The sequence below is a fragment of the Pseudomonas sp. TH39(2020) genome (assembly GCF_016650715.1).
GTDB classification, from domain to species: domain Bacteria; phylum Pseudomonadota; class Gammaproteobacteria; order Pseudomonadales; family Pseudomonadaceae; genus Aquipseudomonas; species Aquipseudomonas mandelii_C.
The window spans coordinates 231,429-246,281 of sequence record NZ_JAEKFF010000007.1 but is presented as its reverse complement, the minus strand read 5'-3'; the positions used below and the strand labels follow the sequence as shown (position 1 = coordinate 246,281).

Below are 14,853 nucleotides of genomic sequence, written 5' to 3'. Positions count from 1 at the left end.
GTGTCCAAAGCATTGACAGCTCAGCGACATCGGACAGGAAGACGGGAAATGGATGTGCGATTGCCTTTGACGAGCGCCGGAATTTGCTTGGCTTTGCTGATGAGCGCCTGCTCACCCAGCGATGAGAAGCGCCAGGTCAGCCTCGAGGAAAAGACGGCGCAGTTCGAGAAGTCTCTGGATGCGATTCAGGACCCAAAACTCAAGGATGCCGTGGCTGAACTCGGCGGCTCACTGTTGTTGCTCGAGCGTGCGCAACTCAAGCTCGACAGCAAACCGGTGGAAACAGAATATGGCGAAGACGCCCTCGCCGTCCTCAAGCACTATCCGACGCCCCAGGCCTTGGTCGACACGTACATCAACGGCTTGTTCGTGCTGCACAAAGATTCCAGTTCCGACTACCTGACCGATCTGCAACCGGTGTTCCCCTTCAACTTCAACATTCCAGTCGCGTTTCTCTTTCCCCATAATCTTGAATGGCAATCGGTGACCTTGAGCAACAAACGCGTCATCCCGTTTCAGCCGGAATGGTCAGAAACCGATCCTGGAATTCAACTGAGCCCATCGAGCTCAAACCTGACCAACCCCGAAGACCTGACGGTGACCTATCCATTCATCGACGGCCTGGACGTGGACAAAAAGAACCAGCCACAACCGGTGAGTCTGCAAGGCAAGGTGGAAGTCATCGCGCCGCGCCGGCTCTACAGCTTCGACCTGACGAAAAAGGATGTTGGCCAGACCCGCACCAACGACAACCTCAGCGTCAACCTGTTGAACCTTGCAAACAACTTCGCCGAAATCGAATTCAACAACAGCGCACCACTGGCCCCCGAGGTCGGCGAAACACCGCTGAACCCGCTGATCGTCCAGGCCAAGGACAGCACCGGGCAATTTCTCTCGCGCTCAGGCTCGATCAACGAAACCGCCACACAAATAGCCTTCTATCAAAAGCAACTGGCGAAAATGCAACAGCAGAAAGCCTGGAGCGAGAGCTTCGAGAAACAGATCGATGAAGAGCAGCGCGCCTTTGAGCAGCAGCAGAGCCACCATTATTCAAAGGTGTACTTCAACGGGCCGATCGAAACTCTTGAGGTCAGCGTACTGGACTTTTCAACCGTCACGGTGACCCGCAAGGACCTGAACCTGCCGGTACTTCGCTTCGACTCACACACCACGCAAAAGACCATCCAGCCACTGACGCTGCCGGTGGTGGTGTACGACGATCAGGCCCCGACCTGGCTCAAGGGCGCCACACTTGGCGAGGAACAACTGAAAAAGAGCGTCAGCATCAGTCAGTCGGTCGAAGACCCCAGCGCCGCGCGTATCGAGTTCGATCACCCCAAAAGCTTCAATGATGAGCTGCTCGGCACCTCCTTCACCCCCGGTGACAGCCCGGTCAGTTTCTTTACTGAGGACGGTAACGGCAAACGCGATGGGCCGATCGAATTGCCGCCAGAGGCTCATCAGGTCGATCCCCTGCGCGGCATCATCACCTACGACTTGAACCTGTTTCCGGAAACCCCGGCTTTCGCGGTGGGCTCCATGCCGCTGTTTCTCGCCACCGTCGAAAAGAAAACCATCGACGCCCACCAGTTGCCCAAAGGCCTGGCGCTCAAAGGCAATGCGCTGGTGGTTGATCTGAAGCAGTTTCCCGCCCAGGACTGGCGTTTCTTCGCCAAGGACGATAGCGGCAATTATCTGAAGGAGATTCTTTCGGTCAGCCACGATGCGAGCGCAGAAGGCCCGGCATTATTGGGGGTGCATTACTTCTACGGGCAGCCTGCCCGCCTGGAAACCTATCAACGAACCGATCTCTCCACCGTGCAATATGGCTTCGAGGTCAAACTCGACAAGGCGGACACGTCCAACCTTGCTCAATAGCCTGTTCAGTGCTCGGGCCGAAACTCGAAACCTCCAGGGTTGCGGCAGCGGCCACCATTGATTTCCCGCAGCTGAGCTTGCAGGTGCAGGCACCAGATTTGCGGATCATCGGCCAGTTCATAGCCGTGCAGGGTGAGGCTTTCAACGATGGTGTCGAGGATCGACTCAGCCACAAAGGGACCATGAAACGGGCCCTGGGCTTTGATGGCAGAAGGTTGTTCGCCGGCCATTCCGGCGGCGAAGAGCAAGGTCCACATGCCCGTATCCCCCGCCAATGGGCGGATGGCACACTCGATACGGGTCACAAGGCCCAGGCATTGACGGGTGAGGCAGAGGTTGCGCGACATGGCGGCGACCCTCGGTAGAGCCGGTATTCAGCCCCCACGGGAGGGCTGTCTCGATCCAGTGATTACTGTCGATATCCTTGACCTGAGAATAGAGGAAAAGTCTGACTAGCACGTCAAGTGGGACCAGAAGGCGCCGAATGGTCATTGTGTGAATATTGACGCCAGACTGATGGCACTTTTTCGGAGTGCGCCGGATACAAATGTGGGAGCGAGCCTGCTCGCGAAAGCGGTGTGTCAGGCGACATTGACGTCAACTGGCACTCCCTCTTCGCGAGCAGGCTCGCTCCCACAGTGGATCTATCTGATCCTCAAATTGTTTCTGTATCAGGCGGGCTTGGTTTCCACCAAGGCTTCCTGCGCCATCTCTTTCTCGGCTTCCTTGAGGTCCTCTTCGCTGATCATTTCTGCGATGACCCGCAAGCGTTCCACCACCCGCGCGTTAACGCTGCCTTCAGGGAACTGGCCATCGGCGTCCGGCGCACCGGCCGGCTCGCCGACCAACAGGCTCAGGGCTTCATCAGCCTGGCGCACGGCGTAGACGTGGAACTGCCCCGCGCGCACCGCCGTCAGCACTTTCTCGTCGAGCATCAGCGTGGCAACGTTGGCGTGGGGAATGATTGCTCCCTGCTCACCGGTCAGCCCGCGCGCTTCGCAGAGTCGGAAGAAGCCTTCGATCTTCTCGTTGACCCCGCCCACCGCCTGCACTTCACCGAACTGGTTGATCGAGCCGGTGATCGCAAAACACTGCTTGAGCGGGGTTTTCGACAGCGCCGAAATCAAGGTGCAAGCCTCGCCCAGCGATGCACTATCACCGTCGACGTAACCGTAGGACTGCTCCAGGGCGATACTCGCGGAAATCGCCAGCGGGAATTCCTGGGCGTATCGGCTGCCCAGGTACCCGGTGAGGATCATCACGCCTTTGGAGTGAATCGGCTGGCCGAGGTTGACCTCGCGCTCGATGTCGACGATGCCGCTGCCACCCGGGTAGACCGTGGCGGAGATCCGCGCCGGTATACCGAACGCCGAGTCACCGACCTCCAGCACTGTCAGCCCGTTGCACTTGCCGACCGCCGCACCTGCGGTGTCGATCAGGATGATCCCGGCCAGCATGTCATCGAGAATCCGCGCCGAGACGCGCCCGGTACGCGTGGCTTTGGCCTTGAGCGCACGTTCGATGTGCCCGGCGTCGGTCATTTCGTCACTGGCCAGTTGGCGAATGAAATCCGCCTCGCTGACCAATTGGAACAAATCACCGATCCGCGCCGACAAACGCCCCTGGTGCTCAGCCAGGCGAGCACTGTAAGTCGCCAGACGCGCCACCGCATCGGCGGTCAGCGGCGCCATGCCTTCTTCGGAAGTGCGGGTCTTGAGCAACTGGGCGAATTGCTCCAGGCTTTCGTCGACCATCGGGATGTCTTCATCGAAGTCCACCAGTACACGGAACATCTCCTGGAAGTCCGGATCGAGGTCCTGCAGCGTGTAGTACAACTGCCGGGCGCCAATGATGACGACTTTGACCTGCAGCGGAATGTGTTGCGGTGTCAGGGTCACGGTGGCGAAACGGCCCATCTCGCCCAGCGGCGATTCCATTTTCAATTTGCGTGATTGCAGCGCGCGTTTGAGCGCATCCCACACGAACGGCTCGCTGAGCATTTTTTCTGCTTCAAGAATCAAGAAGCCGCCGTTGGCGCGGTGCAGCGCACCCGGACGCAACTGTCGATACGTGGTGTAGAGCGCGCCCTGGTCGGTGGTGTACTCGATGCGGCCGAACAGGTTTTCGTAAGTCGGGTGCGGCTCAAAGACCACTGGCGCACCGCCGCTGAACGGATGACCGACCACCAGGCTCGGTGCGTATTGCTCTTCCAGCAGCTTGCGGGCGATGGCGTCCGTCTTGCTGTCGTCCACCAGTTGCTCGACCACGGTCTTGAGCAGATATACCTGCATCGCTTGCAGGTAACCGCAAACGCCGGCGTTTTCCGCGTACTTTTCCGACAGCGGCGCGAGCAAGGGCTGCAAGGCCAGGGTGATGGTTTCTTCGTTGAGCTGACGCATTTGATTGCTCGACTCACGCTTCCACTGCGGCAGGCTGGCGAGCTCTTCGTTCAGCCGCTCTTCCAGCCACGAAATGTCGTCGTGAAAACGCTCGCGATCGACTTCCGGCAACTGGGCAAATTCGGCTTCGTCCACCGCTTTGCCTTCGCTCATCGGCGTAAAGGCGATATTGGTGCTGTCGCGGTACAGCGCAACATCCTTCTCCAGCGCCAGGCGCTCGATCACGTCCAGCGCCTTGTCGTAACGCTGGTTGAAGGCGCGGTCGATGGCGCTTTTCTTCTGCTGGTAGGACGGGTGCTCGAACACCGCCGGAAAAGTCGCCAGCAGGTTGTCGATCAAGCCGTTGATGTCATCGATAAAGGCACCGGCGGTACCCGATGGCAACTCCAGGGTACGAGGTTCGCGAGGATCATCGAAATTGTTGACGTAGACCCAGTCCGCCGGGGTCTGCAGGCGTTTGCCTTCGGCTTTCAGGTAACGTTTGACGAACGAAAACCGGCCGGTGCCGGGCTCACCCATGACGAATACGTTGTAACCGGGGCGTGGCATCGCCACACCGAACTGCAGCGCTTCGACCGCACGTTCCTGGCCAAGCACACCGCGGAAGGGCTCCAAATCATTGGTGGTAGAGAAGCTGAACTGTTCAGCGGAAAACGGACGGGTCAGCGCTTCGGGCGCTAGACGCAAGCTGGCAGCAACAGGATCAGGCATCGGGCTTCCTTACATCAGGCGGGGCAGATAGCGGCATTCTGGCGCTGCCCATACCTCACTTGCAAGGCGCGCCTCTAGCCAAAGCATAGACAAAGCGACATCCCCAGGCGGGCCGGGGCCAAATCAATGTTTTCAATGAATGTTTTGCAAAAAATCACGGAACCCCGGGATCGTGCCTAAACTCCAAACTGCGCGGCTGGATTAATAACTGGCCCACTGGCGCCGGATTGGGCCAGACCCCTTGTCCATTGGTATGCACATAAAGAGAACAAAGCTATGAAACGGATTCTTCTCGGTACTCTCTTCACCGCTGTATCCATCAACGCCATGGCTCAGGCGCCAGGCGGCCCGGATTGCGGTTGGGGCAACATGCTGTTCGAAGGTCAGCGTGGCACCCCGGCTCATTTCCTGGCATCCACCACCAACGGCACTTCCGGCAACGCAACGTTCGGTATGACCTCCGGTACCAACGGTTGCGCGACTAATGCGTCGCTGACCTATGGCGGCAAATCCTGGATTGCCATGAATGGCATGATGAACGAGCTGTCCGAAGACATGGCCAAGGGTCAGGGCGAAGCGCTGACCACTTACGCTGTGGTACTGGGCGTGGCGCCGGAAGACCGTGCGCATTTCGCCGCCGTCACTCATGAGCACTTCCAGCAGATCTTCAGCAAGGCTGACGTGACCGCTGACGACGTGCATACCAACACCCTGGCCGTTCTGAAGAGCGATCCGCGTCTGGCCAAGTACGCCACTCAAGCTTAAGCTCGACCCGCCCGCTCCTTTCGGGGAGCGGGTTTTGTTTTTTGAACCTGGCCCTTTTGGCCTGCCCCTTTGGGTCTTTGTTTCTTTCGACTTAAGTTGCCCACTATGCTCAAACGCCTTGCCTGGCTGGCGCTCTGTGTCTGCGCCCCGCTGTCTGCCACGCCAAAAATCGACAATCAACGTTTGCAGCAATTGGCCAATGACCCCTTCTGGATTTCCCTGGGCCACTACGAAACCGCCAAACTCGGCGGCTGGCGCAGCTATGTCAGCGACAAGAAATTCTTCCTCGCCGCCGACGGCAATGAACATCCTGACCGCGAGCTGGCGGCGACCGTGCAAGCGCTGTACGCCCCGGCCAGTGCTGGCGAAAAACATGCGCAATGCGTCTACCCGGCTCGCGCCCGCTGGCTCAAGGCACAGCTCAACCTGACCGATCTGCCGACGCTCGACTGCACTGAATTCAAGCAATGGTTCAAGGATGTTTCGCCCCACAGTGCGGTGATGATTTTCCCTGCAGCGTATCTGAACAGTCCGTCGTCGATGTTCGGCCATACGTTGCTGCGCATCGACCAGGCCAATGTGCAGACCGATCAAACCGCCCTGCTCAGTTATGCGATCAACTTCGGCGCGTACATCGAAGGCTCGGACAACAGCATCCTGTATGCCTGGAAAGGCTTGATGGGCGGCTATCCCGGTTTGTTTGCGCTGGTGCCCTATCAAGAAAAACTCTCGGAATACCGCAGTCTCGAGAACCGCGATCTATGGGAGTACCGCCTCAATCTGACCCAGGCAGAAACCGAGCGCATGGTCGAGCACGTCTGGGAGCTCAAACAGATCCAGTTCGATTATTTTTTCTTCGACGAAAACTGCTCTTATCGTCTGCTGGAACTGCTGCAAGTGGCCCGCCCGAGCCTGCGACTGACCGAACAATTCCCGCTGACCGCGATTCCTACGGACACCGTCAAAGCGGTGAAAGAAGCCGGACTGGTGGAATCCATTCAGTACCGACCGTCTCGCGAACGTGAACTGCTGAGCCGCGCCGAGCCGCTGACCACTGAGGAACAGGATTGGGTGCTGAAAGTCAGCGCCGACCAGAAGCAACTGCAAGAGCCGGCGTTCAAGGCTCAACCCAAGGATCGTCAGGCGTTGATCATCGACGCTGCCTATCGCCTGGAGCGCTACCGCGCCAACGGCCAGGAGCGTGATCCGCAACGGGCGCAGCGCAGTTTCGAACTGCTGCGGGCGATCAACCAGAACCCGGCACCGGAACTGGACATCCCGCAACCCGGCCTGCCCGAGGACGGCCATGAATCGCGCACCTGGCAGGCCGGTATCGGCACTCGAGGCGACAAGGCGTTTGGCGAGTATGGCTTGCGTATGGCTTATCACGACCTCAACGACAACGCCGAGAGCTTCCCCCTCGGCGCGCAGATCGAAATCCTGCAAATGAAGCTGCGCCAGTACGAGGGCAATCATTGGCAGTTGCAGCAATTGGACTTGGCGACCATCCGCTCCCTGACCCCGCGCAATGAATTGCTGCAGCCACTGTCGTGGCAAGTCACCGGCGGCCTGGAGCGCGTGCCGGGTAAGCATGACGACGAAACCCTGGTCAGCCACGTCAATGGCGGTGGCGGCGGGACCTGGCAACTGGGCGACGACATGCTCGGCTTTGCTTTGGGCACCGTGCGCATTGAACACAACAACGACTTTGCTGGCTTCATCGCCCCGGCGGCGGGTTTCAACAGCGGTTTGCTGTGGAAAAACCCATTGGGCAACCTCAGCCTGGAAGCCAAGGGCGACTTTTTCACCAACGGCGAAGTGCGCCGTAGCGTGAGTCTGAATCAGCAATGGGAATTGTCGCGCAACCTGGGTTTGCGCCTGAGTGCCCAGCGAGAATTCAGTCACCTGGCTTCGCCCGAGAACGAAGTGATGCTTGAGGTGAAGTGGTATCACTACTAACCCATAAGCACCGCTATTCCCTTGTGGGAGCGGGCCTGCTCGCGAATGCGCAGTGTCAGTCAACATCAACGCTGGCTGATCCACCGCTTTCGCGAGCAGGCTCGCTCCCACAGTTGTTTTGTGGTGATCAATAGATTTTTCACAGACCTTCCACAAACACCTCACGAATCCACTCCTAGACTTCTCCTATAGGCCGTTGACGGTCTGGGAGTCTGAGATGTGGCGTTGCGTGGGTGTGGTGGGTTTGCTGATGTTGATCGCGGGTTGCCAGACGACCCACGAGGATCTGATCGCCAAGGGTTATCCACCGGCCTTCGCCGATGGCTTCGATGACGGTTGCAGCAGTGGCCGGCAAGCGGCGGGAGCATTCACCGGAGAGTTTCGTAAAAACGTTGCGCGTTACCTCAAGGACAAGCAGTACGCCGAGGGCTGGAGCGATGGCTTCCGTCAGTGTCAGGCGATGCGCGAAAGCGAGGACCGTGAGGATTATCGCAGCCACCATTGGGACGACCGGGACAAAGCCTGGCAGCAGCAGAAGGACCAGGACGCCGCTCGTGCTTTTCGCTCGCAATAAGTCGCTGACAGATATCTGTCGAAACTAAAAGCCTGCGACCATGGCCCAAACCCTATAACGGGAGAAAACCATGAGTCGTGCCTTCGTCAATGAAGATAACGCCGCCGCGCAAGCCGATCAGCCCGTCGAACGGCAAGTCAGTGCGCAGCCCAATTACGTCACGCCGGCCGGTCTCGCCCAGCTTCAAGCGAAACTCGCCGAGGTGCAAAACCTGCTCAATGAACAAAGTGCAAAAGGTGAACTGGCTGACAAACAGCGCCAGGCCGACCTTGAGCGTGACTGGCGGTATTTCAATCAGCGACTGCAAAGCGCCCAGTTAGTCGTCCCGGCCTCCTCGACCGACAAGGTACAGATTGGCGGCTCGGTGACGTTCGCCGATGAACAGGGCAATGAACAGTGCGTGCAGTTGGTGGGCGAGGATCAGGCGGACGCCGCCACTGGTTTGATCAACTGGGGTTCGCCATTGGGTCGGGCACTGTTGGGCGCGCAGGTCGGAGATGAGGTGGTCTGGAAGCGGCCGGTGGGGGATTTGGTGATTGAGGTTTTGAATATAGATATTGAGTGACCATTAGGCCGCCTTCGCGAGCAGGCTCGCTCCCACACTTGAAATGCATTCCCCTGTGGGAGCGAGCCTGCTCGCGAAGGCCGCGCCGCGGTCTCACTGGAAAACCCAAAAAAAACGGAGCCCCGAGGGCTCCGTTTTTTTATGCAACCAACCTGATTCAGGCCAGTTTCTTGTGCCGTACACGATGCGGCTGAGTTGCGGCTTCGCCCAGGCGTTTGCGGCGATCGGCTTCGTATTCGGTGTAGTTACCTTCGAAGAACACCGCTTGCGAGTCGTCTTCGTACGCCAGGATGTGAGTCGCGACGCGGTCAAGGAACCACCGATCGTGAGAGATCACAATGGCAGCGCCCGGGAAGTCCAGCAGGGCTTCTTCCAGGGAACGCAGGGTTTCAACGTCGAGGTCGTTGGACGGTTCGTCGAGCAGCAGGACGTTGCCGCCCTCTTTCAGGGTCAGGGCCAGGTGCAAGCGACCGCGCTCACCACCGGACAGGTCCTTGACGAACTTCTGCTGATCGCCGCCCTTGAAGTTGAAGCGACCGACGTAGGTGCGCGACGGGATCTCGTAGTTGCCGATGCGGATCTGATCCGAACCGTCGGAGATTTGCTGGAACACTGTCTTGCTGCCGTCCAGGTCTTCGCGACTCTGATCGACGCACGCCAGTTGCACGGTTTCGCCGACTTCGATGCTGCCCGAATCCGGTGTTTCCTTGCCCATCAGCATGCGGAACAGGGTCGATTTACCGGCACCGTTACCGCCGATCACGCCAACGATGGCGCCTTTAGGCATGGAGAACGACAGGTTGTCGATCAGCACGCGATCGCCATAACCCTTGGAAACGTTTTTGAATTCGATGACCTTGTCGCCCAGGCGTGGACCGGCCGGGATGTAGATCTCGTTGGTTTCGCTGCGCTTCTGGAATTCCTGCGATTGCATTTCTTCGAAGCGTTGCAGACGAGCCTTGGATTTGGACTGGCGGGCCTTGGCGCCTTTACGCACCCACTCCAGTTCTTCCTTCATGGCTTTTTCGTGAGCCGACTGCTGCTTGGATTCGGCAGCCAGACGATCGGACTTGGCTTCGAGCCAACCCGAATAGTTGCCCTCGTACGGGATACCTGCGCCGCGGTCGAGTTCGAGGATCCAGCCGGCAACGTTGTCCAGGAAGTAGCGGTCGTGCGTGATCGCGACCACGGTGCCCGGGAAATCGTGCAGGAAGTGCTCCAGCCAGGCGACGGAATCGGCGTCCAGGTGGTTGGTTGGTTCGTCGAGCAGCAGCATGTCCGGAGCAGACAGCAGCAGGCGGCACAGTGCCACACGACGCTTCTCACCACCGGACAGGAATTCGATCTTGGCATCCCAGGCCGGCAGACGCAGCGCATCGGCGGCGACTTCCAGTTGGCGATCCAGGTTGTGACCGTCGCTGGCTTGCAGAATGGCTTCGAGCTTGGCTTGTTCGGCGGCCAGTTTATCGAAGTCGGCATCTTCATCAGCATAAGCCGCGTAGACCTCGTCCAGGCGAGCCTGGGCGTTCTTGATCACGCTGACCGCTTCCTCAACCACTTCACGCACGGTCTTGGTCGGGTCCAGGATCGGTTCTTGCGGCAGGTAGCCGATGTTCAGGTCCGGCATCGGACGGGCTTCGCCGTCGAACTCGGTGTCGACGCCCGCCATGATTTTCAACAGGGTGGATTTACCCGAACCGTTAAGGCCGAGTACGCCAATCTTGGCGCCCGGGAAGAACGACAGCGAAATGTTTTTCAGGATTTCCCGCTTCGGCGGAACAACTTTACCCAGCCGATGCATGGTGAATACGTATTGAGCCATGGAGAACCTAGGGTCAGTGAACGATGAATGATTGGGGCGCGGGCGATGCCCGGCCAGGCCGTGCGCGTCGTCCGATTGATAGGTATCAATGCGTGCGCGCTAAAAAAGCCTGATTCTAGGAGCTGGAACGCTCCCGCGTAACCGGCAAAGCTACCTGATTGACGGAAGGCAGTCCAGCCGAGCGGGACTGGCACTTTGCCACAACTCAGGGCATGCTAGCCGCCCTTCGGGCGTCCGGCTTATAGTGCACGTCGCGCCAGTCCAGCCAAACCGCAGGATTACAGTTTGTCTAATGTCTCCCCACCTTCTTCCGTGAGCGCACTCAATCCTGCGACTGGCTCACCCCTGCGTGGCTCCTTGAAGGGCGCGCTGGCGATGCTCGTCCTGCTGCTGCTCGCGCTGCTGTTTTGGCAGTTGCTGGATCAGCTTCGCGAAACCCAGAAAAACCAGCGTCAGTACACCATCGACTACACCGCCGATCTGGCCTCGCAAGTCAGCCTGAACATGGCGCTCAACGCCCAGATCGCCCTCAACCTGCTACCGATCGTCGAACAACCGCAAAGCGCCGACGAACAGCAGGCGCTGTTGCGCAAACTGCAAAAGTCCTTGCCGGACCTGCTCAGCCTCGCGCTGCTCAGCCCTTCCGGGAAAGTTCTCAATGACAGTGGCGACGACAGCGACGACGCCGAGTATCTGAGCGAACTGGTCCGGCGCAGTCACGCCCAGGCCCATTATTTCAGCAACGCCAATGACGGTTCGGTGGTGCATCTGCTCCTGCATCAGGCCAGCGGTAACACCCGCGGCTACTGGGTTCTACGCCTGACGCCGACATTTTTCTCGTCGCTGACCAAACAAAACGAAACCGGTATTCGCCCGCTGTGGCTGGTGGAAAACCGCGTCAATCACCAGATCGTCAGCCGCGACGATGCGCAGCCCTTGGCCACTCCGTCGTTGATGACAGCGGATGAACTGGCCAACAGCGTGCTGACCGTGCCCCTGAGCAGCAGCGACTGGCAACTGCGCGGGTTGTTCGACCGGCAACGGGTGATCGAACACTTGCTGCCGGCGCTCATCGGCAAATGCCTTCTGGGCCTGGCTTTCTCGCTGCTGCCGTTCATCGCCCTGCTGAACATGCGCCGCCGCCAACGCCAGGTGCACGAAGGCCGTCGACGCTATCAGGATATTTTCGAAGGCACTGGCGTCGCCCTGTGTGTGCTCGATGTGTCCGGGCTCAAAAGCTTCTTCGACAAGGCTCAGTTGCACAGCAGCGAACACCTGAAGGCCTGGCTCGATACACCGGAACAACGCCAGCACCTGCTGCAGGAACTGCGCATCACCGAAGTCAACCTGGTCGCCCTGCAACTGCTCAACGTCAACACGTGCGATCAAGCCTGGAAACTGCTGATCGACGGCAACCCGCAGGACGGCACCGCCATCGGCGATCAAGTGCTCGACGCGGTGCTCAACCAGCAGAAACAGCTTGAACTGGAAATCAAACTGCAAGACGCCAATGGCCGCGACCAGCACTTGTGGCTGGTCCTGCGTCTGCCGGAAGACCAGGACGACTATAAAGCGGTGATCCTGAGCATCACCGACATCACCAGTCGTAAGCTCGTCGAACTGTCCCTGCTGGAACGTGAAGGATTCTGGTCCGACGTGGTACGCACCGTGCCGGATCATCTGTACGTGCAAGACGTGATCAGCCAGCGAATGATTTTCAGCAACCACCACCTGGGCCAGACGCTCGGTTACAACCGTACCGAACTGCACCAGATGGGCGAGTATTTCTGGGAAATTCTGCTGCACCCCGAAGATGCCGACTTCTACCACCGCTCACGCCAGACCCAGCGGCAGGCCGGTTACAGACAATTGATGCAATGCCAGCTGCGCTTCCGCCACCGGGACGGCAAATGGCGGCGCTTCGACATCCGCGAACAGGCGCTGGCGCGGGACAAGCACGATCAGGTCACGCGAATCATCGGCGTGGCCAAGGACATCACCGAACAGATTGAAGCCAGTGAGTCCCTGCGCGACAGCGAGCAGCGCTACCGGATGCTTGCCGAAAGCATCAGCGACGTGATTTTCTCGACTGACAGCAAGATGGCGCTCAACTACGTCAGCCCGTCGGTGCAAGCCGTGCTGGGCTACGACGCCGACTGGATTTTCCAGAACGGCTGGCAGTCGACCATCGCCAACCCGCAACAGCTGACCGGCATTTACCACCTGATGGACCGGGTCAGCAAAGCGCTGAATAAACCCGACCAACTGGCGCTGTTGCGCAGCCAGGTGCAGACCCAACTGTTTTTGTTCGACTGCCTGCGGGCCGACGGGCGCAAGATTCCTATCGAACTGCGACTGGTGCTGGTCTGGGATGAACACGGTGCATTCGAAGGCGTGCTGGGCGTCGGTCGCGACATCAGCCAGCAACGCCGGGCCGAAAAAGACCTGCGCATGGCCGCGACAGTATTCGAGCACTCGACTTCTGCGATCCTGATCACCGACCCGGCCGGCTACATCGTCCAGGCTAACGAAGCCTTCAGCCGTGTCAGCGGTTATGCGGTGGAGCAGGTGCTCGACCAGTTGCCGAACATGCTGACCGTCGACGAGCAGCAGGAAGCCCATCTGCGGTACGTGCTCAAGCAATTGCATCAGCACAGCACGTGGGAAGGCGAAGTCTGGCTCAAACGACGCAATGGCGAGCATTACCCGGCCTGGGTCGGGATCACGGCGGTGCTGGATGACGAAGGCGATCTGGCCAGCTACGTGTGCTTCTTCAGCGACATCAGCGAACGCAAGGCCAGTGAGCAGCGGATTCACCGCCTCGCCTATTACGACGCGCTGACCCACTTGCCCAACCGCACGCTGTTCCAGGATCGCCTGCACTCGGCGCTGCAATCGGCCGAACGGCAGAAGTCCTGGGTAGTGCTGATGTTCCTCGACCTGGACCGCTTCAAACCGATCAACGACTCCCTGGGCCACGCCGCCGGCGATCGCATGCTCAAGGAAATGGCCACGCGCCTGCTCGATTGTGTCGATGATGACGATACTGTGGCGCGCATGGGCGGCGATGAATTCACCTTGCTGCTGCAACCGCGGGCCAACCGTGAAATTGCCTTGAACCGGGCGATTCATGTGGCCGAACAGATTCTCGCCAGCCTGGTGAAACCGTTTGTGCTTGAAGGCCGCGAGTTCTTCGTCACCGCCAGTATCGGCATCGCCCTGAGCCCTCAGGACGGTAACGAACTCAGCCAGCTGATGAAAAACGCCGACACCGCGATGTATCACGCCAAGGAGCGTGGCAAGAACAACTTCCAGTTCTATCAGGCCGACATGAACGCCAGCGCCCTGGAGCGTCTGGAGCTGGAAAGCGACTTGCGTCATGCCTTGGAGCAAGACGAATTTGTGCTGTATTACCAGCCGCAGTTCAGCGGCGATGGCAAACGCCTGACCGGCGCCGAAGCCTTGCTGCGCTGGCGCCATCCGCGACGCGGTCTGGTGCCGCCGGGAGACTTCATTCCGGTGCTCGAAGAGCTCGGCCTGGTGGTGGATGTCGGTGACTGGGTGATCAGCGAGGCCTGCCGTCAGCTCAAGACCTGGCATCAGGCCAAGGTCCGGGTGCCGAAGGTGTCGGTGAATATTTCGGCCCGGCAATTCTCCGACGGCCAGCTCGGCACGCGAATCGCCAATATTCTCAAGGAAACCGGCCTGCCGCCGGCGTGCCTGGAGCTGGAACTGACCGAAAGTATCCTGATGCGCGAAGTCAGCGAAGCGATGCAGATACTCGCCGGGCTGAAAAATCTCGGTCTGAGCATTGCAGTCGACGACTTCGGCACCGGTTACTCATCACTCAACTACCTCAAGCAGTTCCCCATCGACGTTCTGAAAATCGACCGCACCTTCGTCGACGGCCTGCCGTCGGGTGAGCAGGATGCGCAGATTGCCCGCGCGATCATCGCCATGGCCCACAGCCTCAATCTGGCGGTTATCGCCGAGGGCGTGGAAACCCACGAGCAACTCGACTTCCTGCGTGAGCATGGTTGCGACGAGGTTCAGGGGTATCTGTTCGGGCGGCCGATGCCGGCGAACCGGTTTGAAGCGCAGTTCAGCAATGATGCGTTGTTCATGTTCGACTGAAGCTTTGCGGCGGGGCTGATGCCCCCTTCGCGAGCAGGCTCGCTCC

General features: G+C 59.2%; 9 protein-coding genes. 6 read left to right on the top strand and 3 right to left on the bottom strand.

Annotated elements, in window-relative coordinates; translation table 11 throughout:
- Positions 1-48: 48 nt before the first annotated feature.
- Complete coding sequence (locus JFU47_RS21490; protein WP_201185518.1) at positions 49-1,878, top strand: hypothetical protein; 1,830 nt, start codon at positions 49-51, stop codon at positions 1,876-1,878.
- A gap of 5 nt (positions 1,879-1,883) precedes the next feature.
- On the opposite strand, the gene JFU47_RS21485 is transcribed toward JFU47_RS21490, so the two are convergent.
- Positions 1,884-2,225, bottom strand: a complete 342-nt coding sequence (locus JFU47_RS21485; RefSeq protein ID WP_046048783.1) for a PA4575 family protein — start codon at positions 2,223-2,225, stop codon at positions 1,884-1,886.
- A 324-nt stretch (positions 2,226-2,549) separates the two neighbouring features.
- Positions 2,550-4,988 (bottom strand): Lon protease family protein, encoded by a 2,439-nt coding sequence (locus tag JFU47_RS21480; RefSeq protein WP_201185516.1) that lies wholly within the window; start codon positions 4,986-4,988, stop codon positions 2,550-2,552.
- A gap of 276 nt (positions 4,989-5,264) precedes the next feature.
- Here JFU47_RS21480 and JFU47_RS21475 point away from each other — a divergent pair, with 276 nt between their 5' ends.
- The 4 genes from JFU47_RS21475 (at position 5,265) to JFU47_RS21460 (ending at position 8,851) form a co-directional block, all read left to right on the top strand.
- Entirely contained in the window at positions 5,265-5,753 is a 489-nt protein-coding gene (locus tag JFU47_RS21475) for a DUF3015 domain-containing protein (RefSeq protein WP_046048781.1), read from the top strand.
- A gap of 105 nt (positions 5,754-5,858) precedes the next feature.
- On the top strand, positions 5,859-7,712 hold the full coding sequence (locus JFU47_RS21470; protein WP_201185514.1) for an Lnb N-terminal periplasmic domain-containing protein: 1,854 nt from the start codon (positions 5,859-5,861) through the stop codon (positions 7,710-7,712).
- A gap of 217 nt (positions 7,713-7,929) precedes the next feature.
- The gene (locus tag JFU47_RS21465; protein WP_201185512.1) at positions 7,930-8,286 is read left to right on the top strand and encodes a hypothetical protein; all 357 of its coding nucleotides are present in this window, start codon (positions 7,930-7,932) and stop codon (positions 8,284-8,286) included.
- A gap of 70 nt (positions 8,287-8,356) precedes the next feature.
- Positions 8,357-8,851 (top strand): GreA/GreB family elongation factor, encoded by a 495-nt coding sequence (locus JFU47_RS21460; RefSeq protein ID WP_140893757.1) that lies wholly within the window; start codon positions 8,357-8,359, stop codon positions 8,849-8,851.
- A 157-nt stretch (positions 8,852-9,008) separates the two neighbouring features.
- Here the strand turns inward: JFU47_RS21460 and ettA are convergent, their stop codons facing one another.
- Complete coding sequence (ettA, locus tag JFU47_RS21455) at positions 9,009-10,673, bottom strand: energy-dependent translational throttle protein EttA (RefSeq protein ID WP_140681007.1); 1,665 nt, start codon at positions 10,671-10,673, stop codon at positions 9,009-9,011.
- A 285-nt stretch (positions 10,674-10,958) separates the two neighbouring features.
- Here ettA and JFU47_RS21450 point away from each other — a divergent pair, with 285 nt between their 5' ends.
- Entirely contained in the window at positions 10,959-14,807 is a 3,849-nt protein-coding gene (locus JFU47_RS21450) for a sensor domain-containing protein (RefSeq protein WP_201185510.1), read from the top strand.
- Positions 14,808-14,853: the final 46 nt, after the last annotated feature.